At 56.1% G+C, this 25,462-nt stretch carries 16 protein-coding genes and 2 pseudogenes; 10 read left to right on the top strand and 8 right to left on the bottom strand.

Annotated features, from left to right (window positions below; genetic code table 11):
* Window positions 1-450 precede the first annotated feature (450 nt).
* Window positions 451-819, bottom strand: a pseudogene (locus KR51_RS21415) (pentapeptide repeat-containing protein); the annotation flags it as partial.
* Window positions 820-1,677: 858 nt separating this feature from the next.
* Window positions 1,678-1,890, bottom strand: a pseudogene (locus KR51_RS21420) (J domain-containing protein); the annotation flags it as partial.
* Window positions 1,891-2,402: 512 nt separating this feature from the next.
* On the opposite strand from KR51_RS21420, the gene KR51_RS12145 reads away from it, so the two are divergent.
* The 3 genes from KR51_RS12145 (at window position 2,403) to KR51_RS12155 (ending at window position 6,595) form a co-directional block, all read left to right on the top strand.
* Entirely contained in the window at window positions 2,403-3,182 is a 780-nt protein-coding gene (locus tag KR51_RS12145) for a cysteine hydrolase family protein (RefSeq protein WP_022608166.1), read from the top strand.
* Between the two features lie 90 nt (window positions 3,183-3,272).
* Window positions 3,273-3,764 (top strand): cupin domain-containing protein, encoded by a 492-nt coding sequence (locus KR51_RS12150; RefSeq protein ID WP_022608167.1) that lies wholly within the window; start codon window positions 3,273-3,275, stop codon window positions 3,762-3,764.
* 131 nt (window positions 3,765-3,895) lie between these two features.
* The gene (locus KR51_RS12155; protein ID WP_022608168.1) at window positions 3,896-6,595 is read left to right on the top strand and encodes a DNA polymerase III subunit alpha; all 2,700 of its coding nucleotides are present in this window, start codon (window positions 3,896-3,898) and stop codon (window positions 6,593-6,595) included.
* A gap of 694 nt (window positions 6,596-7,289) precedes the next feature.
* Here KR51_RS12155 and KR51_RS12165 read toward each other — a convergent pair.
* The 3 genes from KR51_RS12165 to KR51_RS12175 all read right to left on the bottom strand — a co-directional run bounded on the left by KR51_RS12165 (window position 7,290) and on the right by KR51_RS12175 (window position 11,938).
* Window positions 7,290-8,510: a type II secretion system F family protein gene (locus tag KR51_RS12165; protein ID WP_022608169.1), complete on the bottom strand. Its 1,221-nt coding sequence runs from the start codon at window positions 8,508-8,510 to the stop codon at window positions 7,290-7,292.
* 92 nt (window positions 8,511-8,602) lie between these two features.
* Window positions 8,603-9,718, bottom strand: a complete 1,116-nt coding sequence (locus KR51_RS12170; RefSeq protein ID WP_456300045.1) for a type IV pilus twitching motility protein PilT — start codon at window positions 9,716-9,718, stop codon at window positions 8,603-8,605.
* Between the two features lie 96 nt (window positions 9,719-9,814).
* Window positions 9,815-11,938 (bottom strand): GspE/PulE family protein, encoded by a 2,124-nt coding sequence (locus KR51_RS12175; protein ID WP_022608171.1) that lies wholly within the window; start codon window positions 11,936-11,938, stop codon window positions 9,815-9,817.
* A 469-nt stretch (window positions 11,939-12,407) separates the two neighbouring features.
* Between KR51_RS12175 and grpE the strand changes: the two genes are divergently transcribed.
* The 6 genes from grpE to KR51_RS12205 all read left to right on the top strand — a co-directional run bounded on the left by grpE (window position 12,408) and on the right by KR51_RS12205 (window position 19,137).
* Window positions 12,408-13,202 carry a nucleotide exchange factor GrpE gene (grpE, locus tag KR51_RS12180; RefSeq protein WP_051358189.1) on the top strand — a complete coding sequence of 265 codons (795 nt, stop codon included), beginning with the start codon at window positions 12,408-12,410 and terminating at the stop codon, window positions 13,200-13,202.
* A gap of 124 nt (window positions 13,203-13,326) precedes the next feature.
* The gene (gene dnaK / locus KR51_RS12185) at window positions 13,327-15,420 is read left to right on the top strand and encodes a molecular chaperone DnaK (protein WP_022608173.1); all 2,094 of its coding nucleotides are present in this window, start codon (window positions 13,327-13,329) and stop codon (window positions 15,418-15,420) included.
* Window positions 15,421-15,526: 106 nt separating this feature from the next.
* Window positions 15,527-16,675, top strand: a complete 1,149-nt coding sequence (dnaJ, locus tag KR51_RS12190; protein WP_022608174.1) for a molecular chaperone DnaJ — start codon at window positions 15,527-15,529, stop codon at window positions 16,673-16,675.
* A 39-nt stretch (window positions 16,676-16,714) separates the two neighbouring features.
* Entirely contained in the window at window positions 16,715-16,978 is a 264-nt protein-coding gene (locus KR51_RS12195) for a sulfurtransferase TusA family protein (protein ID WP_022608175.1), read from the top strand.
* Entirely contained in the window at window positions 16,975-18,090 is a 1,116-nt protein-coding gene (gene rsgA / locus KR51_RS12200; protein ID WP_022608176.1) for a small ribosomal subunit biogenesis GTPase RsgA, read from the top strand. Before KR51_RS12195 ends, rsgA begins: the two co-directional genes overlap by 4 nt.
* Before the next feature lie 207 nt (window positions 18,091-18,297).
* Window positions 18,298-19,137, top strand: coding sequence for an ABC transporter permease (locus KR51_RS12205; protein WP_040656160.1), 840 nt, complete (start codon window positions 18,298-18,300; stop codon window positions 19,135-19,137).
* Window positions 19,138-19,416: 279 nt separating this feature from the next.
* On the opposite strand, the gene KR51_RS12210 is transcribed toward KR51_RS12205, so the two are convergent.
* Both KR51_RS12210 and KR51_RS12215 read right to left on the bottom strand, forming a co-directional pair.
* Window positions 19,417-19,683, bottom strand: coding sequence for a glutaredoxin family protein (locus tag KR51_RS12210; protein ID WP_022608178.1), 267 nt, complete (start codon window positions 19,681-19,683; stop codon window positions 19,417-19,419).
* An 89-nt stretch (window positions 19,684-19,772) separates the two neighbouring features.
* Complete coding sequence (locus KR51_RS12215) at window positions 19,773-21,299, bottom strand: serine/threonine-protein kinase (RefSeq protein ID WP_022608179.1); 1,527 nt, start codon at window positions 21,297-21,299, stop codon at window positions 19,773-19,775.
* A 248-nt stretch (window positions 21,300-21,547) separates the two neighbouring features.
* Between KR51_RS12215 and KR51_RS12220 the strand changes: the two genes are divergently transcribed.
* On the top strand, window positions 21,548-22,060 hold the full coding sequence (locus KR51_RS12220) for a hypothetical protein (RefSeq protein ID WP_040656163.1): 513 nt from the start codon (window positions 21,548-21,550) through the stop codon (window positions 22,058-22,060).
* Between the two features lie 479 nt (window positions 22,061-22,539).
* On the opposite strand, the gene KR51_RS17615 is transcribed toward KR51_RS12220, so the two are convergent.
* Window positions 22,540-25,299 carry a hypothetical protein gene (locus tag KR51_RS17615; protein ID WP_022608181.1) on the bottom strand — a complete coding sequence of 920 codons (2,760 nt, stop codon included), beginning with the start codon at window positions 25,297-25,299 and terminating at the stop codon, window positions 22,540-22,542.
* Between the last annotated feature and the right edge of the window lie 163 nt (window positions 25,300-25,462).

Below are 25,462 nucleotides of genomic sequence, written 5' to 3' on the forward strand. Positions count from 1 at the left end.
TGCACCTTCTCCTTTGTCTCAGAAGCCGTTTGAAAAGCCGAGTTGCGCGAAATCGGGCACATGCATTGCGCAGAGGGACTAGGACTTTGGCGAGGTCCTATGGGTTTCCTCAAGGGACTCTGATACCCGGCTGAACCCTTTTAAACAGCCAATTATTGCCTGCCTCATTAACGAAACCAAGTAGCCAAGAGAACTAGGTCTTAGAAATGCTTGAGGTTGCACAAAACGAGTCTGCCCATGCTGCGTTTCTATACATACCATCGGGTATTGTTCCATCGCCAGCTGCAAGAATAAGCATATTTATAAAGATTTTGGGCAGCTGACCAGACACAATTAATCGCCCCTGACGCAGTCACTATTCAGTTGTCTGCCATTCAGTTGCCTGCCATATGGTTGTCTGCCATTCGGTTGCAGGCGACTCGAAGGAAGGCGATCCTAAAGGGAGCATGTCTACTTGCCGCACACCTTCCCGTTGGGCAAGATCGCCCCAGTCAATTGCGCGCCGACGAGCTTGACCAATACCCGCTCGCGCGTTCCCACGTTGGCCCCCGTGAAGTCAGCTCCTCGTAAGTCTGCACCGCTAAAATCAGCTCCGATCAAATTTGCGCCGCGTAAGTTAGCGTTGCGCAGATTCGCTTGCAACAGGTTGGCACGGAATAGATTGGCTCCTTCTAAGTTCGCCCCTTGCAAATCAGCGGTGTGCAAAAAAGCATCGCTGAGGTTAGCATCGCGCAGGTCGGCATCTCTAAAATCGCCACAAGATAGGTCTTGCTCGGTGAGATTGCGACCGCGCAGATCGGCACCGTTGCAGCTGGGATAGGGATGTAAGGGCCGCGATACGCAAGCCCGCGATCGCTGCCACGAAGCGGAATCGATTGAAGGCTCGTTAGAGCGTCCGTTTTGTTGAACGCCGTTCTGCCGAAAATCTTTCTGCTGAGGCGCTTTGGGAGGTTGAGAAGGCGATTTAGGAGGTTGATAATACGATGTCGGCTGATCCCACTCATTCCAATCCTGAGAGCTCGCGCGACCGGTTGGAGGGGGCGGTTGGTCATAGTAAGACCGAGCTGAAGTGCGCTTGCTGGGATTTTCAGCGGCGCGTCCATTGCAATACGGCGACTGCTGTTGGTAGTAAGACCGATCTGAGTTACGTTCTCCCGAGTTTTCTGCGTTACGACCGTTACGATATGGCGGTTGCTGCTGGGAGGAGGACTGAGTTGCAGACCGATCGCCCTGGTTCTCGGCAGGGCGGCCGTTCCGTTGCGAAGGTTGCTGCTGATTGTAATAAGACTGAGACGACGCGGGACCGCTAGCGTGTTCCGCAGCACGAGTGTTGCGATACGGTGGTTGCTGTTGCTGGGAGTAAGACTGAGATGCAGCGCGTTCGCTAGCGTTTTCCGCACTACGACCGGCTTGATACGGCGGCGGCTGGTAGTAGGACTGAGCTGTCGTGCGATCGCCCGAGTTTTCAGCAGTGCGACCGTTACGATGTGGCGGTTGCTGTTGGGAGTAGGACTGGGCGGAGGTGCGCTCGTTAGCGTTTTCTGGGGTGCGGCCGTTGCGATGCGATGATTGTTGGTAATAGGACTGCGATGGCGTGCGATCGCTCTGGTATTGCTGCGCGCGGTTGGTCGAGCGGCGGACGCGTGGGCGATCGCCGTGAAGTTTGCGCAGGCAGTCGCGGGCGTGGTTGATTGCTTTTAGTTGCTCTTCTGCATCGCGGCGCTGCCGCTCGTCATGGGGAAATCGGTCGGGGTGTAACTCCAGTACCAAAGCCCGATAGGCGCGGTCGATCTCGGTCAGCGACGCACCGCGCCGCAATCCCAACAGCTTGTAATAGCCTTCAGTCATAGCCGCGATCGCGTGTAGAAAGCTACATGATAGGACAGCCATCGACCCTAGCTACCTGTCCGGTTGAAACTCGCAATCGAACTTGACAAGAATCTGTACGAATGTTCGTTCTGCGCGCGCCGGGCGCTGGCATGTAAGTGAGTGCAGAAACCATACTTCGGAAGTGTCAGAAGTCCCAAGTCCGAAACAGTTCAAGCCCCTACTCTTCCCTAGGGTTTAACAGAAATCCTGTCGATCCTTGTACCCGCTCGCCTTAAATGCCAAGGATGGGACGATCGCCTTCTCCGAACAACGACTTTCGCACCTCCAGATAGCAGCTCAATAGTTGAGAGTTCTCGATCGGTAGCTAGGACGGCTCCCCCTTTTTTCTATTCCCGTGCCTTGGTATTCATCCCCGCATCGCCATTCCTGGCGTCCTAAGCAAATGGGTGAAAAGGGATCGCTCTTGAGGCAGACGCGATCGCTAAGAAAAGCTTCAGAACAATCGCGATCGCGCCAACGGCCGTCTAGGCTGGACGCAGATTCACTGCAGAATTGCCAGCTACTTTGCCGCGATGACGTCGTTACGCACGCTTGGAACGCCCCCCAATGCTTGGACGGTCGACGTGTCGAGCGCCGACCTCACGCGTCCGCCGCTAACGCCCCACACCATCGAGCTGGTGGCGGACACGAAGCGCCTGCGCTTGGATTTAGCGAAAACGGCACTACTCGCGATTGATATGCAGAACGATTTCTGCCACCCCGACGGCTGGCTGGCACATATCGGGGTTGACATTGCCCCTGCTCGCAAACCGATCGCACCGCTGCAAAAACTCCTGCCGCACCTGCGAGCGCAGGACGTCCCGATTATTTGGCTCAACTGGGGAAACCGCCCGGACTTGCTTAATATCGGAGCCGCAACCCGACACGTCTACAACCCCACCGGCGAGGGAATTGGTCTCGGCGATCCACTGCCCAAACGCCGCGCCCCCGTGTTAACCGCCGGCAGTTGGGCCGCTGCGATCGTCGACGAACTGCAACCACCGCCAACCGATATTCGCGTCGACAAATATCGCATGAGCGGTTTCTGGGACACGCCTCTCAACAGCATTCTGCGCAACCTCGGCCGGACGACATTGCTCTTTGCCGGCGTTAACGCCGACCAATGCGTGCTCGTCACGTTGCAAGATGCCAACTTCCTCGGCTACGACTGCATTTTCTTGGCCGATTGCAGTGCCACGACTTCACCGGAGTTCTGCTGGCAGGCAACGCAATACAACATCAACCAATGCTTTGGCTTCGTCAGCGATTCGCAGCGGTTATCCGAGGCGATCGCAACTGCTAAGCTTGCCTAAATTCTGCATAAATTCCGAATAAACTCTACACAAATCTAGAGCCTCAATTAAAACCTAAATTGCTATCAAGACGAGAGTAAAGCATACGCCATGAACCACACGAAAATTGCTTCTGCTCGTGCCCCCGCTAGCTACGAACGCTGCACCCTTGCCGTACATCGCACCAGCCGCGACTACCAAGCATTTCGCATCAGTCCGGACGACAGCAATCGGCTGGCGATCGTTTTCGAACCGGCAAATGCCCATGCTTCAGTGACCGTTTGCGTTGAAATCTTCGATCCCGGCGGTCGAACGCCACCCAACCGCCACTTCCAAGCGATCGAGATGTTTTTCGTCCTGAAAGGCGAAGGTATCGCCATGTGCGACGGAAAAGCCGTGCCCTTGGGAGCTGGACACAGTATCCTCGTCCCGCCTACCGGTCTGCATCAACTGATCAACACCGGTCCGGGACGCCTATACGCACTGTGTATTATGGTCCCTAACGAAGACTTTGCCGAGCTGATTCGCAGTGGGATTCCGGCCGAACTCGACGAGGAAGACTTACGAGTTCTTGGGCGCTGCGACGTGCCGATCGCTTGCTAAATGCTTCCGATGCGCCTGTCTGCAACCTCGAGATCGCTGTTATCCGAATGAGTCCCGCAGCGCTCGATCTCGCCGGTTGCTGGATCGTCTCGCCCCAGATCGTTTCATACAATAAGCCAACTCCGAACGCAATGTCCTTTGTCGGCCTGCATATCCACAGCGACTACAGCCTGCTTGATGGCGCGTCGCAACTTCCTGCCTTGATCGATCGCGCAGTCGAACTCGGAATGCCTGCCATTGCTTTAACCGACCACGGCGTGATGTATGGGGCGATCGAGCTCATGAAGCTGTGCAACAGCAAAGGCATCAAGCCAATTGTCGGCAACGAGATGTACGTCATCAATGCCGATAGCATCGAGCAGAAAGGCCGCTTCCGACGCTATCACCAGGTCGTCCTTGCCAAGAATCTGAAGGGTTATAAGAACTTGGTCAAGCTGACGACTAAGTCTCACCTTAAAGGAATGCAGGGCAAAGGCATTTTCTCGCGTCCCTGCGTCAACAAGCCGTTGCTCGAGGAATATCGCGAAGGTTTGATCGTCACAAGCGGTTGTCTCGGCGGCGAAGTGCCACAACGTCTGCTGGCGGGCGATACAGTCGGCGCGCGGGAAGTGGCAAGTTGGTACAAACAGCGCTTCGGCGACGATTACTACCTCGAAATTCAAGATCACGGCTCGTCCGAGGATCGGATCGTCAATGTTGGGATTGCCGCGATCGCTCGCGAGTTGGAGATCGAGATCGTCGCAACCAACGACTCCCACTTCATCTCCTGCAACGACGTCGAAGCTCACGACGCACTGATTTGCATTCAAACCGGCAAGCTCGTCACCGACGACAAACGCTTGCGATATAGCGGTACGGAATACCTCAAATCTGCTGACGAAATGCGGCAATTGTTCCGCGACCATTTACCCGACGAGATCGTTAACGAGGCGATCGCCAACACCCTAAAAGTTGCCGAAAAGGTCCAACGATACAACCTTTTCGGCGAGCCGCGCATTCCCGACTTTCCCGTACCCAGCAGTCATACCCCCGATAGCTACCTCGAAGAATTGTCTTGGCAGGGATTGTTGGCACGCATGAACTGCCGCACGGCAAGCGAAATCGACACTAGCTACAAAGATCGGTTGGAGCGCGAGCTCAAAATCATTCAACAAATGGGGTTCTCGACGTACTTTCTGGTCGTCTGGGATTACATCAAATATGCACGCGATCGTGCAATTCCTGTCGGACCGGGGCGCGGTTCGGCAGCAGGGTCTCTAGTGGCTTACGTTTTACAGATTACGAACATCGACCCCGTCCACCACGGTCTGTTGTTCGAGCGCTTCCTCAATCCCGAACGCAAGTCGATGCCCGATATCGACACCGACTTTTGCATCGACCGCCGCGATGAAGTGATCGACTACGTCAGCAAACGATACGGTGCCGAACGCGTCGCGCAGATCATTACCTTCAACCGCCTGACTTCAAAGGCCGTGCTCAAAGATGTCGCGCGCGTACTCGATGTTCCATACGCCGAGTCGGATCGCATGGCCAAGATGATTCCGGTGTCGCGCGGGAAACCCGCGCCGCTCAAAACGATGATTTCTCCGCAAACTCCGGAGCCGGAATTCAAACAACGTTATGAAGAGAAACCGCACGTTCGGCGCTGGGTAGATATGGCCATTCGCATTGAAGGAACGAACAAAACCTTCGGCGTCCATGCAGCGGGTGTAGTGATTTCTGCCGAACCGTTAGACGAGATCGTACCGCTGCAGCTCAACAACGACGGTACGGCGATCACGCAATATTACATGGAAGATCTCGAAGCCCTCGGTCTCCTAAAAATGGACTTTCTGGGCTTGCGAAACCTAACAACCATTCAGCGCTCGGCGGATCTAATCGAACAAAACCAAGGTATCAAGCTCGATCTAGACGAGCTGCCATTGAGCGAACGTAAAGCTCGCGAGATCTTAGCGAAGGGCGAACTCAAGAAGCACAAACTTCCGGCCGACATCGGAAAAACCTACAGCGCAATTTCCGGCGGTCAACTTGACGGCGTGTTTCAACTAGAATCTTCTGGCATGCTCAAGGTCGTGCAAGATCTTAAGCCCTCATGTCTGGAAGATCTATCCTCGATCTTGGCACTCTACCGCCCGGGGCCGTTGGACGCCGGACTAATTCCCAAGTTCATCGATCGCAAGCACGGTCGCGAGCAAGTTCGCTACGAACACGAACTCCTCGAACCGATTCTGCAAGAAACCTATGCCGTGATGATCTATCAAGAACAAATCATGCGGATTGCCCAAGATCTTGCAGGATATTCGCTCGGGCAGGCAGATTTGCTGCGAAGAGCGATGGGAAAAAAGAAAATCAAGGAGATGGAAAAGCACCGCGAAAGTTTTGTCGCGGGATCGATGCAGAATGGCGTTAGCGAAGCGATCGCGCGACGCCTGTTCGAACAAATGGTCTTGTTTGCGGAATATTGCCTCAGCTACGACACCGAGGTCCTAACAGTTGAATACGGACCGCTGGCGATCGGTACGATCGTTTCGGAGCGCCTTGCTTGCACGGTGTATACCGTCGATCGCAGCGGATTCTTGTATGCCCAAGCGATCTCTCAATGGCACGAGCGCGGCCGGCAAGACGTTTTCGAGTACGCGCTGGATAACGGGATGACAATTCGCGCGACCAAAGACCACAAACTCATGACTGCAGACGGTCAGATGGTGGCTATCGACGACATCTTCACGCAGGGATTAACCCTCAAGGCGATCGACACCGCCGCATTCGATCGAGCAGTCGCTGCAGCAGCAACTAGTATGGCAGGACCTACTTTGACGGAGCCTTTGTAAACGAGCAGGCGGCAAGGCTACCCCCGTGTCAGGTCCAAGCAAGCTCCAAGGGCAATTGCCTGGGGAAACTACTCTCTCCACTGTGAATCGATCAACCGACTTCCTTTTCCGTCGGCTGCAAAGGTGTTTACGATCGCTTCGCCATCGGATTGGGGCGCGGCAGATCGCAAGACGGCGGGCAATTCCGCACCGTAGAGCCCGCGCTTGATATGCTCTGGTGTTTCAGGAAACAACAAAACAATGGGTATCCCTGCTCGGCGGTTTCGCGAAAGCTGTGCCGATATGAAATCGGCATCACCCACTCCCAATGGCGATCGAACCGCACCCTCAGCTGCCTTTACCGCGTCAGGAGCGAAAAGAATCCCTCTCCCGTTCGGTGGAGAAGAACTCCATCATCAACGTCAAGTTTCACTTGCCACTCCGGGTAGCAGATCAAAATCGCAACATCACACGGCAGCTGCACAGCTGCTCTTTGCTCCCCCGACAGTCCGACAGCCTTAGCCTCTATTCGGACCCGCGCCAGCGGTAGGGGCAATGAGATCGGGCTCTGGACGATCAACGCAAGCTGGGGAGCGATTCAAGGTAGGGGCGATCTCGCTGCAGCAGCTCGAGCTGCTGCAGCGAGATCGCTTTACTCCGGTAGGAACGCATCGTGGTGAGACGTTTTGACAGGAATAACTGGCGTCGCATGCCACTACCCGATGGCATCAAAGACCTTGAACATCGGCATGTACATCGAGACCAAGATGACACCAACCAGGCATGCTACAACCACAATCATGACGGGTTCCAGAATGCTGGTCAGCGCTTTAACGGCCTGCTCGACTTCTTGCTCGTAGAATTCCGCCACCTTCATTAGCATGGCGTCCACTTCACCCGTTTCCTCGCCAATGCTGATCATGGCAGTGGCGAGGGGTGGGAAAACGCGCTCGCGGATCAGCGCCGTACTGATCATGCCGCCTTTCTCGACTTCTCTCGATGTTGCCTCGATTGAGTTGGCAACCACTTGGTTGCCTGAGGTATCTTTAACAATCTCCAAACTCGTCAGGATCGGTACGCCCGATCGCGTTAGAGTTCCGAAGACGCGGCAGAAACGGGCCACAGCAGACTTCTGATTGAGATCGCCCAAAACCGGAATCTTAAGGAGCAGCATGTCGATCTGCAGGCGGCCGGCCGGCGTCTTGTAATACTGCCGGATCAAAAGCACGATCGCGATTGCTACACCCACTACCAATGCAGCTCTCCAACTGCGCAAGACATCGCTAACTTGCAGCATCAGGCGAGTGATGAGCGGTAGCTCTACGCCGAGGTCTTCGAAGATCTCTCCGAAAATCGGAATCAAAAAGATTGCCATCCCAAAGAACACTGCTACCGCGAAGAGCATGACCGCCACTGGGTAAGCCATCGCAGCTTTGATTTGCCCTTGTAGGCGAGCCAAATCTTCCAGCAACTTGGCTAAGCGATCGAGCACTTCGTCGAGCACGCCACCCGTTTCACCAGCTTCGATCATGCTGACATAGAGGCGATCGAAACACTGCGGCTGTTTCCCCATCGCTTCGGAAAGATTGATCCCTTGCTGCACGTCTCGATCGATCGCCGCAATGGACTTGCGCAATTTCGGATTGCGCGTCTGTTCGCCCAACACCGCCAAACCCCGCGTAATGCCAACTCCAGCATCAACGAGCGCCGAGAACTGACGCGAGAATATTGCTTTATCCTTAACACCAACCCCAGACAGGCGCTCTTCAATGGCGGACAGGTCCAGGTTCATGTTGATACTCGCTCGCTTCGCCTGTCCGACGCGCGCGTACTTGCTCAGCAGCATGCGCTGCGCTTGAGCGGGAGAAGGAGCCACAACTTTCTCTTTCAGCCGCTTCCCGGATGCATCTAGAACGTCGACAACAAACGTCGGCATGATTCACCTCGCTTTACCTGCTGGGTTGAAGAACGGACGGTACGCAGCTTACTGCAGGGCTGGTTCGAACCGCTCGTAGTCGAAATCTAAAATTAACGTCTGGCCGCAACGCGCTTGCCCGTGGTTGCGCCAGCAGAAACCAAGCGCTGCAACTCGTCCGGTCGCGAGCTCTTGGACACTGCCTCCTCAAACGAGATTGTATTGCTATTGACCAAGTTTGAGAGCGCTTGCTCCATCGTTTGCATGCCTAAACGCATTCCGGTCTGAATCGCCGAGTAAATCTGCGGGGTCTTTCCTTCGCGGACGAGGTTGGCAATTGCGGGCGTGACGATCATGAGCTCTTGTGCCAGCGCGCGTCCGAACTCACTGGGCTTCGGATCGGCCTTTTTAGCCAACGTTTGGCAGAAAACAGCGATCAACGAGTTGGAGAGCTGCGCGCGAATCTGTGCCTGCTGCCCAGCCGGAAACACGTCCACCATGCGGTCCACGGTACTAGCCGCCGAACTGGTGTGCAAAGTTCCAAGTACGAGGTGACCGGTTTCTGCTGCCGAAACTGCCAATGCGATGGTCTCGAGGTCGCGTAGCTCGCCCACGAGGATGATGTCAGGATCTTCACGCAATGCTGCCCTCAAGGCATCGGCAAAGGACTTTGTATCTTCACCTTTTTGACGCTGGTGGAAGAGACTCTTTTGATTCTCGAAGACATACTCGATTGGGTCTTCAACCGTGAGGATGTGCTCCGACCGAGTGCGGTTGATCGAGTCAAGAATAGCTGCCAGTGTCGTCGTCTTACCGGAACCGGTCGGTCCGGTAACCAAAATCAACCCACGCGGTCGCGACGCCATGTCTCGAATGACATTCGGCAGGCCGAGTTTCTCAAATGTAGGAATTTTCGAAGTCAGCGCGCGCAGACAAGCTGCATACGCACCGCGTTCCTTATAAACGTTGACGCGGAAGCGTGCCAATCCCTTTACCCCGTAGGAACAATCGAGCTCCCAATGCTGCTCGAGGTGCTTGCGCTGGGTGTTGTTGAGCATGCTAAAGATCAACCGCTGCGTCTCTTGAGGCGAAAGCTCGCGTTCGTCGATCGGTCCGAGCTTGCCACTGACGCGGAAGTAAATTGGTGCATCCGCCTGGATGTGCATGTCCGAGCCACCGAGCTCGACAAGTTTCTCCATCAGGTCTTCGATCATCAACTCCATGGGGATGTCCTCCGTGCGGGCGATCGCATTGGGTTACTGTTGGCTGCGAAGTCGTCATACAGAAGTATTCGGGCTCAAGTATTCGGGCTCAGGCTGAACGCATTAATCTTGGAAGCGCGGTGTCAGGCAGTAAGGACAATCAAGCCAATCCGGCTGCAGTTCTGCTTTGCAGGTTTTGCATGTTAACGAACTCTTGCGCTTGGCTTTGAGTTCCGCTTCCAGTCCCGAGTCGGTAAATGTTACGCGCTCGACTTCTTCGAACGTAGTGTACCCGTCCCGCACGAGATTGAGACTATATGCCAGCAGCGTGTTCATCCCTTCCTCGACCGCCGCTTCCTTAATACGTTCGGTGGGCGCGCCCTCTGTGATGAGTGCCTGCAAGCGCTCGGTATTCCGCATGACTTCGTAGACACCAACGCGACCCTTGTACCCCGAACCGTTGCATTTCTCGCAGAGTATGCCGCTTTTACGTGCTTCTTCAGCATCGTCTGCAGTCAATTTGTTGGCTCGGTAGAAGGTAATATCCCCCTCGTTAGCTGCTGACAGACCGAAACGCGCCAGCTCTGACTTGTCTGGGTGGTAAGGTATGCGGCATTCCGAGCAAACGCGACGCATCAAGCGCTGTGCGAGGATACCGATGAGCGAACCCGAGATCATGAAGGGTTCTACGCCCATTTCATCCAAGCGAGCGATCGCGCCAGCCGCGTCGTTCGTGTGCAACGTCGTCAAAACCAAGTGACCTGTCAGCGCAGCTTCAATAGCAGTCTGCGCCGTCTCTCGGTCGCGAGTCTCACCCACTAAGATGATGTCCGGATCCTGCCGCAAGAAAGAGCGCAAGATCGAGGCGAAATCCATTCCTTTTTGCCGGAGTACCTGCACCTGCGTGATGCCCGGTAGCGAGTATTCAATTGGGTCTTCTGCCGTATTAATATTAATTCCCGGATCGTTCCGTTCGGCCAAAATCGAATACAGCGTCGTAGATTTACCCGAACCCGTGGGTCCCGTCACGAGAATCAGTCCGAACGGCCGCCGTGCCATCTCGCGCACGAGCTCGAGCGAGTCATCATCGGTAATGAGTTTGTCCAAACCGAGCTGCGTGGCACTATTGTCCAGAATCCGCAGAACGATTTTCTCGCCGAAGCGCGACGGAATTGTGCTGACGCGAAAGTCGACGTTGCGGCGCTTGAATTTGCGGCGAATTCGTCCGTCTTGGGGCACCCGTCGTTCGGCGATGTCCAGGTCGGCCATAATCTTAAATCGCGCCGCCACAGCAGGAGCAATCTTCGGCGGCAGGGGATCGAAAGATTGCTGCAACACCCCATCTTTGCGGAAGCGGATGCGCAAGTATTTCTCTTGCGGTTCGATATGGATGTCCGACGAACCTTCCTGGATTGCCTTGATCAAAATCATGTTCACGAGGTTGATGACCGGTGCGCCTTTTGCCTCGGTAAGGGCAGAAGTTAGGTCGTCATCCAACTCATCTCCAGCTTCTTCAGGGCCGAGGTCGAAGTCGCCCAGTCCGGAGAGATCGACGAAGTCCACTTCGACGTCGTCTTGGTCGCCCTCGTCGTCGTCACGTTGGATCTGCTGGTTTTGCAACTCCTGAACGAGGCGAGCAAGCGGATCGTCCTGCAGGTCGTGCTTTAGTTTCTGCTGCTGCTTTTGCTGCTTTTGCTTCTTTTGCTGCGCGTCGAGATAGGGCTGAATATTGTATTGGAAGTCTTCTAAAGCCATCACCAAGCGCTGCATCTTGATGCCCTTAGGACGCAACATCAGGTTGAGATCGTCTTGAGCTGCCAAGTTGTCAGGCTCAACCATGGCGACGACCAGCGTTGGGGGGTCTTCGTATCGAGCTAAGGGCAACACCTTGTGACGACGACAGATATCGATCGGAACGAGATCGTTGACCAGTGCACCGACCTTGTCGTGATCGACTTGGTCGATCTCGGGGTCGAGGGACTCGACGCCGAAAAGAATCTTCAGTTCGAAGAGATGGTGGCGTTTGTATTGCCGCAGCAGCTCGGGCGGCAATTCGCGACCCATCATCTCTGCTAACACCTGCGTCAGCGGCTCGCCAGTCTCCTGAACCCTCGTTCGGGCTTCTTGAAGCTGCCGAACATCGTTGACGAATTCAGCCTGAATTAACTTATTCTCAAATGGGGAGTAGTCTTTCCTTGACGCGACCAGCGCGCGCGACCGCTTCTTTGCGGAAAATGAGCTATTCATGGCTGGAAGACTTACCTTGCTTGTAGAACCATTACGAGCTGCTATTCACGGATAAAGCGAAGCTTCACATCGGCATACCCGAGCGGCCAGCTGCAACATATTACATATTTTTAGTTCGCTTTTTCAGATTGCCAGCGCGGTAACACTGCCCCACCGATTTCCCCTCACATAGGAGTTACGCGTTATCATCGCGACACTCGACACACCTGGTTTGCACGGAGCTTTAGACAAAACTTATTTGCTACAGATTATGGCACTCTGTCAACAAAGGTAGCAAGTGACGAAAGACACAGTTGCCTCCGGGAAAGTCGGGGTATGGTTACGGTTAGTGCAACAGTCGACTTGCCCACGGGCAGCGGATCGTCGGCAGCAAGAGCGGTATGATCGAATCTAGCAATCTGTTGTAGTTGCTGTCTTATTTCACTGATAGCCATCGAAACCCGACTGCATGCACCGGCTAGAAACGCTTATGACTGACGAGTTGAACACGCCTACCCATTTACCCAGCGACTTTCCTGCCGATGAGGCGCACGAGCCCGACTCCGATAACGTCGTTGTCGAAGCGCTTGAAGAACTTCCGGAGGAATTGGATGAGGAGCAGGTTCTTGCCGAAGCACTTTCGGCTGGCTCCTCGGCAATAGAAGATGAATTCGAGAAAGAGGCGCGAGGACGAAACGAGCCGAATGTAGCGGTTGCAGACGCAGACGCTGGCATCGGATCGCTCGCAGAACTCGAGCAACTGCGCGCGCAAGTCGAACAGGAATCTCAACAGCGCAATGCACTGCACGCGCAGGCACTTCGCATCGCAGCCGATTTTGAGAACTTCCGCAAGCGGACTCAAAAAGAGCGCGAAGAGCTCGATAGACAGGTCAAAATCAATATTATCAACGAGTTGCTGCCAGTAATCGATAATTTCGAGCGCGCGCGTGCCCAAATCAAGCCCCAAACAGATGGGGAGATGTCCATTCATAAGAGCTACCAGAGCGTTTACAAACAGCTTGTCGATGGTCTCAAGCGTATGGGCGTATCGCCGATGCGTTCCGAAGGTCAAGAATTCGATCCGACCTATCACGAAGCTGTAATGCGCGAGCCAACAGACGAATACGCTGAAGGAGTCGTAATCGAGCAGCTTGTACGCGGATATTTGCTCGGAGAGCGCGTTTTGCGGCATGCTCTCGTCAAAGTTGCTGTGGCTCCGGAGCCCGTGATAGGCTCAGAAACGGAGCCCGTGGATGAAGCCAGCCCTTCAGAAGAAGGGTCTTAGGGCTTGCTTGCCACGAGCGGCACGCCTTATGAAAATAAAAAGGCATTAGAGCATTTCGCTCCTCAGCACTGCCGCTCGAAAAAAGATTGCTCGCAACTGCGTATTTGTTATTTCGTCCCAGATTATGAGCAAGGTCATCGGTATCGACTTAGGGACTACAAATAGCTGCGTTGCTGTTTTGGAGGGAGGCCAGCCCTCCGTCATCCAAAGCAGTGAAGGCGGGCGAACAACCCCCAGCATTGTCGGTTTTGGCAGGGGCGGCGAACGGTTGGTCGGACAGTTAGCAAAACGACAAACTGTCACGAACGCTGCTAACACGATCTACAGCATCAAACGCTTCATCGGTCGCCGCTGGGACGATACTGTGGACGAGCGATCGCGCGTGCCCTACGGCTGCGTGAAGGGGCGCGACGGGACGGTCGATGTCGATATCCGTGGGCGGACGCTGACTCCGCAGGAGATATCGGCAATGATCTTGCAGAAATTGAGGGCAGATGCCGAGCAGTTCCTCGGCGAGCCGGTCGCGCAAGCAGTTATTACCGTTCCGGCTTACTTTACCGATGCCCAGCGACAAGCTACCAAAGATGCTGGGACGATCGCCGGGTTAGAGGTGCTGCGGATCGTCAACGAACCCACGGCCGCAGCACTGGCCTACGGTTTGGACAAGCAAGACCGCGATCAGACGGTGCTAGTCTTCGACCTCGGCGGCGGGACCTTCGACGTATCTATTTTGCAGCTCGGTGACGGTGTATTTGAGGTTAAAGCCACTGCCGGGAACAATCATCTAGGCGGTGACGATTTCGACGACGCGATCGTACGCTGGATGCTAGAGGATTTCAAGCAGCAGGAGGGGGTCGATCTCAGCGACGACAAAATGGCCTTACAACGCCTGCGCGAGGCAGCTGAGCGCGCCAAGATCGAACTATCGACGCGAATCACTACTTCGATTAACTTGCCCTTCATTACAGCATTTATTAAATCTGCTGGCGACGGCGGCCCCAAGCATCTCAAAATGGACCTGACGCGGTCCAAGTTTGAAGAGCTAACGTCCGAATTGATTGCCGCTACGATCGCGCCAGTCAATCAGGCACTAAATGATTGCGACCTGCACCCCGAGCAGGTAGATCGGATTATTTTGGTTGGCGGTTCGACGCGCATTCCGGCCGTGAGCGGGGCAATTCGGAAGTTTTTTGGCAATAAAGAACCCGACCGCTCGGTAAACCCCGATGAGGCCGTGGCTCTTGGTGCGGCAATTCAGGCCGGTGTATTGGGTAATGAGGTAGAGAATTTGTTGCTGCTGGACGTGACCCCACTGTCGATGGGGATCGAGACCCTCGGCGAGGTGTTCACCAAAATCATCGAGCGCAATACTACAATCCCTACGAGCAAGTCACAGGTTTTTTCAACCGCAACGGACGGGCAAACCACCGTGGAGATCCACGCCTTGCAAGGCGATCGCCCGCTTGCGAAGGACAACAAAAGTTTGGGGAAGTTTTTGCTGGCAGGAATTCCTGCCGCACCGCGCGGGGTACCTCAGATCGAAGTGAGCTTCGAGATCGATGTCAATGGCATTCTTCAGGTTTCCGCTCAAGATCGCGGAACGGGTCGGGAGCAGAGCATCCGCATTTCCGGGACGGGCGGGTTAAATCAAGCTGAAATCGATCGCATGCGCGAAGAAGCAGAAACCTTTGCGGAGGAAGATCGCCGCCGGATGGTCCTTATCGACCTTCGCAGTCAGGCCGACAGTCTTTTCTACAGCCATGACTCGACGCTGAGGGAAAACAGCGAGATGATCCGACCGCATTTGCGCGAGCGGGCCGACGAGCAGCGAGCCGAGTTGCAGGAAATGGTGGCCCTCGACATTCCGCAACAAAGCGTGGCCCAGTTCTCGGCCGCGCTTGAGGCGTATCGCCAGGCGGTGTTAGCCTTGGGCGTCGATCTATACAGTCAGGCTGGTGCGGATATAGATCGCGAATTCGAGACGATGGACAATCGCCCGACAGAAAAGCCGCGGACGGCCAGCAGCAAAGTCTCAACGGGCGTTAAGTCCAGAGATGCCGACCGCTCCAGCCAAGAACTCGACGAAGTCTTCGGCACGCTCGACGACACGGTTGATGAGGGACTGCTCGCGGACACCTTCAGCACTCAACCCTCCCAACAGCCACTCGGTACTCTCGACGAGGGGAAGCTAACGACCGACTACGAGGCTATCGAATAGATACCGTCCTGTCCCTGTCATTAGCTTCGCTGCGGCACAATGAGAACGGCTGCAGTACTTTCCATCCCGTCCACTTCATCTCGAGCACAGACGACCCCTACTTTATATGGCTGCTGACTATTACGAAATGCTCGGCGTCGCGCGCGACGCCAGTAAAGACGAGATCAAGCGGGCGTTTCGCGAGTTAGCGCGGCGCTATCATCCCGATGTAAACAAGGATTCTGGCGCGGAGGAGCGCTTCAAGGAAATCAATCGTGCCTATGAAGTCCTGTCCGAGCCAGAGATGCGAGCGCGCTACGATCGCTTCGGCGAAGCCGGAGTGTCCGGGGCAGCTGGTGCGAGCGGCTTCCAGGATATGGGCGACGTGGGCGGGTTTGCCGACTTGTTCGAGACCATTTTCAGTGGCTTCGGCGGGATGGGAACCGCGGCGGGTGGAGGCAGCTCGACGCGACGGCGGTCGAGTCAAGTCCGCGGCGACGACTTGCGTCTAGACTTGCGCTTGGAATTCCGCGAAGCGGTCTTTGGCGGCGAGAAGGAAATTCGCATTCCGCACATGGAAAACTGCGAGACCTGCAAGGGATCCGGCGCCAAACCGGGGACCAGCGCCTCTACTTGTTCGACCTGTAACGGGACCGGCCAAGTGCGGCGCGCGACCCGAACGCCCTTCGGGAGCTTTGCTCAGGTAGCGACGTGCCCGAACTGCAACGGAGAAGGGCGCGTCATTGAGGAAAAATGCGAGACTTGCAATGGGGTCGGTCGCCGTCAGGTGCGCAAGAAATTGAAAGTGACCATTCCGGCGGGTGTCGATAATGGCACCCGCTTGCGCGTCGCTGGTGAAGGCGATGCCGGGCTGCGCGGCGGTCCGTCCGGCGACCTGTATGTGTTTCTCAACATTGCCGAGGACGCCGAGTTCGAGCGCGACGGCACCGATATCCATTCCGAACTGCGCGTTAGCTACCTACAAGCAATTCTGGGCTGCCACAACGAGGTCAAAACAGTCGATGGACCGGAGGAGCTGGCGATTCCTCCGGGAACGCAGCCGGGAACGGTATTGCGATTGGAAGGCAAGGGTGTTCCCAAACTTGGCAACAGCGTCAGTCGCGGCGACCATCTAATCACCGTGCAGGTCGAAATACCAACGCGGCTCGAGCGCGAAGAGCGCGAAGCTCTGGAAAAACTCGCTTACCAGAAAGGCGAAAATGTTGGTAAGGGACGCGAAGGCGGGTTATTCGGCGGTATTTTTCGCGGTCACTAGCCATCAACGATCGTGCGATCGCCCTACAGTCCCGGCGCTATGAACAACTCCTCTGCAGCATCATTGCCGACCCCCGACGACCGGCTCGACTTGCGCGGCACGCCCTGCCCGCTCAATTTCGTGCGGACGAAACTGCGCCTGCAAAAGCTGCCGCCAGGTCAGCTGCTAGAAGTGTGGCTCGACCCGGGCGACCCCATCGAGCAAGTTCCCGACAGCCTGCATGCTGCGGGTTATCCGGTTGCAGCTATTGTTAACTGCGGCAACTACTTCGCGTTGCAAGTACGACAGTCGACAGCAGTATGAGTGCGCCACCAGAACTGACCCTGGGTGCAACGGTAGCGGAGTGGCGCGGCACAGTGGTCGCAACGCAGGCTAACTTCTATCGCGTGCGCTTAGACGGCAGTGCGGCAGTATCGCTGCCGGTCAGAGCAGAGTCGGAGCGACCGCGCGAGTTATTGTGTACTCGCCGCGCGCGATTGAAAAAGCTCGGGCAGCGGGTTATAGCCGGAGATCGCGTGACCGTGGAGGAACCCGATTGGACGGACGGTCGCGGCGCGATCGCGTCCGTCTTGCCGCGCCGCACGGAACTGAGTCGCCCGCCCGTTGCCAATGCCGACGTATTGTTATTGATGTTTGCGCTAGCAGCTCCACCACCAGATGCGTGGCAGCTCAGTCGGTTTCTGACCTGCGGTGAGACGACAGGACTGGAGCTCTGTTTGTGCTTAAATAAGTGCGACTTGGTTGCCGCGGCAGAGCAACAAGCTTGGCGCGAGCGGCTGCGCGCCTGGGGCTACGATCCACTCTTCGTCAGCATCAGAGCTGGTGACGGGTTGGAAGCAGTCCGCGCTCGTCTAGCCGGGAAGATCGGCATCCTAGCCGGTCCTTCGGGCGTGGGTAAATCGAGCGCGATCGCCCGTCTGGTGCCATCAGCACAGCTGCGCATCGGATCGGTGTCCGGCAAACTAGAGCGCGGTCGCCACACAACGCGCCACGTCGAACTGTTCGAACTGCCGGGTGGCGGACTGCTCGCCGATACGCCCGGATTCAATCAACCAGTTCTCGACTGTCCGCCGCAGAGGGTGGTGCAGTTGTTTCCCGAAGCGCGCGCGTTCCTGCGCCAGGGAAACTGCCAGTTCGGCAACTGCCTGCACCGGGACGAGCCGCACTGTGTCGTCCGCGGGGAGTGGGAACGCTACGAGCACTATTTGCGCTTCCTCGACGAGGCGGTCGAACGGGCAGCCGCGCGGCGAGACACACCCGATACCGAGATAAACCTCAAGCTCAAAACTGGCTCGGCCGGTCAACGGGAGTACGAACCAAAGCTCGAAAGCAAAAAGTACCGCCGCACCTCGCGTCGCCAGCGACATCAGAGCCTACAGGATCTTATAGCCGAAGCCGAAGTCGAGGAGTTATAGCCGAGCCGGAAGCGATCGCATCAACCAGTGCCGCGATCGATCGTGGTGGGGAGTATGCACCCCGCCGAGGAACTTTGCAGGCGATCGGGCTCTCCCAAAACTCGTTCTGCTGCAAACCGCAGCGTGCTGTTCGACCTATCGTCCGACAATTGTGCCGACGTGACCACAACTACAAATCACGCTTACAAACGCTCGCTAACCGGTCTCATGCGGTGGTCCGAGCTATCGAAACTTTCCCGCTGGTTTCTGGCAACTGGGCTGGGAATCGTCGCTGCTTTTGCCGCCATTGCCGTGCTAGTGCCGCTATTGGCTGGGTGGGGCTGGATTCAAGATCCGACCGAAGCTCTTAGCAATCCAATTAATGCTGCCCCAAGCACTGCCCATTGGTTCGGGACAACGCGCCAAGGCTACGACGTATTTGCACGAACGCTGTTCGGGGCGCGGGCAGCGCTGCGCGTAGTAGCAGCAGCAACAATTCTGAGTGCGTTCGCGGGCGTACCGCTCGGGTTGCTGGCGGGTTATCTCGGCGGGCGACTCGACAAGTTCTTGCTGTTCTTGATGGACACGATCTATACGCTACCGGGGTTGTTGCTATCAATTACTCTGGCGTTCGTCGTCGGGCGCGGCGTGCTTAATGCGGCGATCGCCGTCAGCATATCGTACGTACCGCAGTATTTCCGGGTGGTGCGCAACCATACCGTCAGCGTTAAGACCGAGTTGTTTGTAGAAGCAGCGCGCGCTCTTGGTGCCAGTCCGTCGCGAGTCCTGTCACGCTATCTATTCGGCAACGTGGTGCAAAGCGTGCCGGTACTGTTCGCGCTGAATGCCGCCGACGCGATCCTGATTCTCAGCAGCCTCGGGTTTCTCGGTTTGGGGTTGCCTGAAGACGTTCCCGAATGGGGCTACGCGCTTAAGGAAGCCCTGGATGCGCTGCCGACAGGGGTGTGGTGGGCGGCATTCTTTCCCGGTTTGGCGATCGCGTTGCTAGCAGTCGGGATGGCACTCCTCGGCGAAGGCTTGGGCGAGTTATTTCACGAGCGCCATTAAGCAATTACAACGAGTCGGGTAAGACGAGCCGATAGAATGCGTCTAGAATTCGGGTCACTGAGACAGCGCTGCAAGTGCAATGGCCAATCTATCCTTTTAGCGCTTGAGGAGACGGTTCGGACTTTTCGAGCCCGAACGAACGGGCGTCGAGACTTACCCAGTGGAAATCGTCTGAACTCTCTCTTCCTTTCTAAACCATCACAAAATTACCACTCGCCGCCTGCGCGATCGCCAAACCCAAGCCAGACAATACATCAGCAGGAAACCTCCAAACTGGCATTAACTTGAATACTGCCTCAGGAGGCGGGAAATGTGCGAGTCGCTCGCTCGTGGCGACGGACGCGGCAGGGGGTGCTCGATGCCCTCGCGATCGCAGCAGAGCACGGGGATTTCGTATTGGTAAACCTCAAACCATTCCGCGCGGGTCGTGATGTCGCGCATCTCGAGTTCGAAGTCCAGATCTCCGACACCAGCCAAGCGTTCGAGCTTTTCCTGCAGCCCTTCACATAGGTGGCAGCCGGGTTTGGAGTACAAAATCAATTTCATGGCTGCTGTTTTCTTTGCCGCCCTTGCTTTGGAATCAGACCAGATGCGATTGCACGCCCTCCCGATCTTAGATCGTTGAATGACCGCCGTCAGGCTCGTTTGCTGTCCCTAGGTGCCGGCGATGCTCCCAAGCCGCAAGCATCGAGGCGACGAAATAGTCGACGTAAGCCCCATACAGCCGAGCCGTACCACCAGCGAATGGCTGGCAAATGACCGAGCGGCGCGCCTGCATCGTAAGTTAAGTGCTGGTGGGGGAGCCACGCGCCAGACCGGAACCACCCCAATCGATCGCCGAATTTGTAGTACGTCGGCTCGTACAAGTCCTGCCAAATCCGCAGCTGTACGCTGAAGCCAAAGCGATCGCCGGAATGCTCCGCCCACAGCTCGTCGATCGCGCGCAGTTCCACACAGGGGAAGAGGTCGATCTCTTCCCCTTCTAGCCAAGTTCGCCGCACGGCTTTCCCCGCCTCTAACAGCAGTCGGTGCGTTTCCTCGTTAGCCCGATGCCAGTTGCCAGCCTCCAGGGCCGCGCTCAACGGCGTGCAATCGATGGCCAGCAATGCCGGCTCGGATTCGATCGCGTCGAAGCGTAAGTCAAAGCCTAAAGCATCCACGGTATCGAAGACAAACGTCGAATCTGACGACTCGACCGGTTCCTCAGGCACGGCATTGGGGGCGGCTGGCTGGGCCGCTGGAGCAACGGTCGCGGGCTCCGGTGTCGGTTCCGGTTGCGCGAACTGCGGGGCATAGGGATAGAGCTGCCGCAAGTCATCGAGCACGGCACGTGCGTTGGGATAGCGCTTGCTAATCGCTTCTGCCAGCATCCTGTTGAGGACGAACTCCAGCTGTCGCGAGATCGGACGATTTAGATAGCCTTGCCAAACCCAAGTAGCAGCATCGTGACTGTAAAGGTCGAAGGGCGGCACACCCGTTAGCAGATAAATGCAGGTAACGCCAAGACCGTAGACGTCGCTAGCCAAGGTGGCCCGACCGCGCATCTGTTCCGGCGCGACATACTCTGCCGATCCGATGGACGTGCCTGCTTGCATCAAGGACCCTTCAGTCAAGATTTTTGCCGCTCCGAAATCAACGAGGGCAATCCGCCCGTCCCGATCGCGGATCAAGTTTTCGGGTTTGATATCGCGGTGAATGACTTGCCGGTCGTGGATGTAACTCAAGACCGGCAACACCTGACCGAGCAAGTCAAGTAAATCTGACTCACGCGCGCGCACGATGCGGACGAGCCAGTTTGCTAAATTCTCGCCCTCGACCCAAGCCTGCACCAAGTATTGATACTCACCTTCGGCAAATGTATCGTAAAGTTCGGGGATTTGAGGGTGAGCGCCCAAGCCTGCCAAAAACCGAATCTCTTTAGCAAAAAGTGCCGTTGCTAACTCCCGCCGTTCTCCCAATAGCGATTGCGGAAAACACTGTTTGACGACGCAAGCCCGTTCTGGTTTGACGCCAATATCGACCGCCAAAAACGTCCGCCCGAATCCACCTTCGCCCAACACCCGAACAATGCGATAGCGTCCGGCAAGCAGCCGCTCGAGGAAATCCGCCGCGCGAACGTGTCGTGAATCAAATAAGGGTTTTAGCCCCTCGGCATCGGTCATTACATGCCTGCACTCTCTACCGGGAAACCGCCTTTCGCACCAAAAAGCAACAGAAATTTACAGAGATTCACACGAATTCGTAATAGTTTGCTAGTTGGACCAGTGCGGTTACCTGACTGGAAAAACGAACGCCAGCCTCCGCGCAAATTATGAAACTTAAGTAAGGATTTGCTATGTTCGCGCCTGCGGGACTGCTGCGCTAGTTAAGCTAAAGATACGCATCAATACAGCATTCATCTCTATACATGATGACGGCAGCAATTCAACGCAACCAAAACATTGGAAGCTGGCAAGCACTACTCCTTTTGATTCTTGGACTCTGGCTTGGCGGTAGTTTGATGCTCGATTTGTTGGTAGTCCCTTGCCTCGCGACAGAAGGCATGATGGAAGCAACGGGTTTTGCCAGCGTAGGGTACGCTCTGTTCGGGACGTTCAATCATGTCGAGCTGGTCGCAGCCGCAGCAGTTTTGACCGTTATCTGGGCACTGCACCGGCAATCTGCACCGCAAACCAGCTCGCTAGCAATTGCGTCAGTCCTTTTGGGCTGCGTGCTGCTTAGCACCTACATTCTGACGCCGCAGATGAGCGCTACAGCTATGTCCCTCGACTGGTTTGCAACCGATCCCTCCATGCCTGCGGCAATGGTGCCCTTGCATTGGGGATACTGGTCGGCAGAAATCGTGAAGCTTCTCGGCGGTGCCTTTTTACTGGGTCGCTACTGCCAGGCGATCGCCAGTCCGGTCCGGACGGCAACGTCTTAACCGCTTACTCCTGAGGTCAATCCATACCGGCCCGTTACGCTCCTTCTGTGCAAGGAGCGTTTTTTTATTCCCAGTTTTACCCCGATTGTTTCACCAACACCCTATACCAACACTAGGAAGTACTGTGACAGTTGAAAGCCTGAATTCCTCCCTCCTCAAGCCTGGATTGTTCGCGAAGATTTTGACGAAGCCTCAAACCCTTGCTCTGACTAGGCTCCAATCTACGTGTATAGGAACGCACTGTCAATGAGCGAAAAAGTCTGCAAGCGCTGCAGGGCAATAAATTTAGCGTCTCCTCATCAGAGTTCATGAATAACTCAGGCTAGGGATTTTTCGCTCAATCTGTTGTAAGCATTGGGCATATTGGTCTTTCCAGTCAGCTCCGATCCATGATGGAAGGGACTGATATGACATCCTGAAAAGTCTGATTGCTAGAGGAAAAGCAGAATTCGACTGCAGGAACTTGCGTCTGAAATCGCTCAGAAGCGGAATGGAATGGTCAGACCGACCCCGACGGCCAGGTCCTTATCACGCACGCGTAGGTTGTGAAAAGTGGAGCCGCCGACGCGGTTGGTGAGATAAAACTCCAGCAGCCATGGTGCAGTGGCATCGGCTGGCGAGTTGCCGAAGAAGGTGGAAATATCCCAACGCAGGCCCAACGAGTATGGAACTTGGTTGCCGAGCCGATTGCCATCAAACCCGTTGCCCAGATCGGTAAAGTTTGCTCCCACTTCAGCGATCAAGTCGAGATTGCGCGCAACTGGGTAGGAGCCGCCTAAGTTGAAACCGGCAATATCCGCCCCACCCTGCTGCACGAAAGCAACAATGGGCGTGAACCAGACTGCAGCGTCGTTGGCAAACTGATAGTGCAGCGGCAGCGAAAGTGTCGCGATGTATAGCTGCCCTTCATCGAAATCGTCTTGATTGATGAGGAACCCTGGAATGCTTTTGCTGAGTCCGCGGTCGTCAAATTCGTCGCGGTTGTTGTTGAAGAAGTTGACGAACGGCTCGTTGGTAATACCGAGGGTCAGCGCGAGGCTAGCAGTGAGTGGGTCGCCAGCCTGTTGGTCGAGAACGCGCAATTTGCCGCTGATGCCTTGTTCGGATTCGTCAACCTCCCCGGAAATAAGGTCGAGATAAATCCCGACTTCGAGGTCGCGAACGGGTGTGTAGCGCAGTGCTGTCAGGAAGCCTTGACTGCCGCCTCCCAAATTAATTGCAAACTGACCGCTCGGCAAGACGCTGCCGTCGAAGAAGGCAAAACCGCCATTGCGTGGATCCGTGGGATCTTCAGGAGTGCTATCGAAACTATCGGAGTAACGTCGATTTCCAGCGAAGAAGCTGGGCAGAAAGGTTAGGTTCGCCCCAACCGCAGCATATTCTTTATCTGCTGTTAGCGATAGCGGGCCGGTTGTGCCGAGGGTATTGGTTGCATATAGGTCGAGTGCAACGTTCGGATTAACCAAATAGCGCAATCCAGCATTAAAAGCAATTGTCTTTGAGGGGTCGCCCGAATCGCGATCGATCGCGTTATTGCCGGTTACCGGCACGAATGCATCGGCAAACAACAGAATACTGCGATTGACGCGGAACGACGTGGCACCAACAACACCGAAAGTGGTTCCGAACTCTTCATCCGAATCCGGTGGTTGGTGCAGGTGCATGGCATTTTCGCTCGGGAAAAACGCCACCGTCGGCGAGACGGTCAGCCGCCAACGATCGCGATCTCCCAGGCGTGCTGTTAGAGGAAACTGCAGCGATGGCACGACCGACTCGTCCGTGCGCTCCTCAACCGTGAAGCCGCGACTATTGGTGAATCGGATGGGGCGACTGCCAAAGGACACGGCTAGCACGCCACCGAGCGCGAGCGACTCATCGCTGTTATCCCAAATCCGGTACTGTGTTTCGACAGTAAGTTCCTGGAATTCCGAAAAGAAAAAGTTGCTTTCGTCGGGATCGCGGATCGCGCGAAACTCGCCCTGATCGCCGGGAGATGCGGTATCGAGTCGCTGAAACTCCAGATTGAGCTCGAAATCATCGATGACGCCCCAGGTGAAGCCAAAGTTGGGATAGGCTGGCGTTCCGCTAACGACATCGTCAGGTATGACAAAGAGGCGGTTGCGAACGTTGAAGGAGAAGTCGCCGCGAGCGTACTGCTCGGCAGTTGGCTGACCGGGAGCTTGATAGAGCGGGCTAGCTGCCGCGGGATCGACTCCCTCGCGGGACTCGGCCGCGAGGGAGTCGATCGCTGCTGCTTCTGCAGCCGCTGCTTCAGCCGCGCTCTCGCGTTCGGCGGCCTCCGCTTCTTGCCGCGCCGCCGGAGTCAGGGCAATGGGCTCGCGGACGCGATCGGCACGGACGAGGCCGATCGCGGAGTTACGCATCACCACATCCCAATCGGGCGAATCGGGCGCGACGCTGAGGTCGAACTGAACGGCGCTTCCCCCGGCGGCTGTCGCAGTTAACGTTCGATAGGAAACGCGTCCGACGCCGAGAGCGGTGAGGTCGATCGACTCAGCCGGTGGGAACCCGGGTGCCAGCTTTACCCCGCGTAATTCCAAGCGCACGCGGGTGCGGTCGGGCGATCGCCACGCGCGTGCTTCCGCCACTTCCCCCTCGACGACGAGCGTCATGCCGTTCTCTTCCACGCGCCAATCACGCAAGAGTGCTGATTGCAACGCTGTTGGGGGAGGGACGAAGGGAACCTGCCCGGTTTCTTCGGCGGCGATCGCCTCGCGGATCGGTTCGGTTGCCGGTTGAGACTGCTGTTGACGAGGGATGGATCCGCGCCTGCCATCTTTGCGGATGAGTGCGATCCCGCGCTCGGTTGTTATTACGTTCCAATCGGGCGAATCGGGCGCGACGCCGAAGTCGATCTGTACGGCACTGCCAGCAACAACCAGGGTTCGGTAGGAAACGCGGCTGACGCCGAGAGCTCTCAAGTCGATCCTCTCGGCAGGGGTGAAACCCGCAGCTAATTCCGTACCGCGAAGCTCTAGTCGCATGCGGGTGCGGTCGGGCGATCGCCACGAACGCGCTTCCATCACCTGGCCATCAACGACAAAAAAAACGCCGTCTTCATCGACCTGCATGGCACGCAAAACGGCTAGCTGGGTTGCGACCTCAGCAGTAACGGGGCCTTCGCTTTCATTAGCCCGAGCAAGTTCTGGTGCACTCGCTAGTGGTAGCCCGGCTGCCAGCACTAGCAAAATTGCTCGCGCCATCGACATTCCGTCCATTGCTATCTCGCTCACACCAAAAGTCCTAGTACAACAGCATATCAGAGACGCAAGCAGGCTTAGTCACCCCGAACGATGCCCAAAAAGATCTAGGCGAAAGGTCATGTGGAGAATTTGCAAAGAAAAATTAACATTTAGTGAGTAAATGATTATGTTGCTTCGT

The sequence above is a fragment of the Rubidibacter lacunae KORDI 51-2 genome (assembly GCF_000473895.1).
Classification (GTDB): Bacteria; Cyanobacteriota; Cyanobacteriia; order Cyanobacteriales; family Rubidibacteraceae; genus Rubidibacter; species Rubidibacter lacunae.